Origin of the sequence: Citrobacter sp. Cb041 (genome assembly GCF_030336655.1) — a bacterium.
Taxonomy (GTDB): domain Bacteria; phylum Pseudomonadota; class Gammaproteobacteria; order Enterobacterales; family Enterobacteriaceae; genus Citrobacter; species Citrobacter braakii.
The window spans coordinates 1-846 of the sequence record NZ_JAOWDD010000006.1 but is presented as its reverse complement, the minus strand read 5'-3'; the positions used below and the strand labels follow the sequence as shown (position 1 = coordinate 846).

2 protein-coding genes and 1 pseudogene are annotated in these 846 nt (G+C 46.8%); all 3 read left to right on the top strand.

Features of this window, described 5'->3' with window-relative positions; all coding sequences use genetic code 11:
• On the top strand, positions 1 to 312 hold a 312-nt coding region (locus OGV52_RS00040; RefSeq protein ID WP_287107908.1), incomplete at its 5' end, for an HNH endonuclease signature motif containing protein.
• Position 313: 1 nt separating this feature from the next.
• Positions 314 to 574, top strand: coding sequence for a bacteriocin immunity protein (locus tag OGV52_RS00035; protein ID WP_047358948.1), 261 nt, complete (start codon positions 314 to 316; stop codon positions 572 to 574).
• A gap of 105 nt (positions 575 to 679) precedes the next feature.
• Positions 680 to 846 (top strand): annotated as a pseudogene (locus OGV52_RS23430) (S-type pyocin domain-containing protein); the annotation flags it as partial.

Sequence of the window (846 nt, the reverse complement as noted above, 5' to 3'; positions counted from 1 at the left end):
CCGTCTCAGATTGCTGACAAACTGCGTGGACGCACCTTCTCCAATTTTGACGACTTCAGGCAGGCTTTCTGGCTGGAGGTTTCAAAAGATCCAGAACTGAGCCGACAATTTAGGTCTAATAACTTGACACATATCCAGAAAGGAAACTCCCCATTTACCAGGGAACAAGATTCTGTCGGAGGCCGAGAGCGTTACGAGTTGCACCATATCACCCCGATAAGCCAAGGAGGTGAAGTGTACAATGTAGATAACATGGGAGTAACTACGTCAAAACGCCATATTGAAATTCATTCATCAGCTAAAGGGGAATAAAGTGTTTGATCAGAAATCCATTTCAGACTACACGGAAAGCGAGTTTTTAGAATTAGTGCGTAAAATTTGCTTAGCCGATACTGAAACTGAGGAGGAAGGAAACAAGCTGGTAAGAGAATTCAGAAGGTTGGCTGAGCACCCCGCTGGATCTGACCTTATCTTCTACCCTGAAGACGGGCAGGATGATAGCCCCGAGGGCGTAGTCCAACAGGTCAAAATGTGGCGCAAAGCCAATGGCAAACCCGGTTTTCGCGATGAGTAAATCCTGATTGAGAGTGAATGGCTGGGCTTTGTTCCGGCCTTTATTTTGTCTGATAACCTGCTTTATTTGTCTCCCAACGAGTGATACGTAACACCTTCAAATACCGGTAATCAAGACCACCTATACGTCCCTTCGAGTGTGCTGGTTTACCCTGAAAGTGAAATCAACAGCCCGTGGTCAACGGAAACGCCGGCACCGGGAGAACGCCCATTCAGGGATTATATTCTGGTACACCCTGCCGGGACGTTTGACCCGATTTATGTTTATATTCG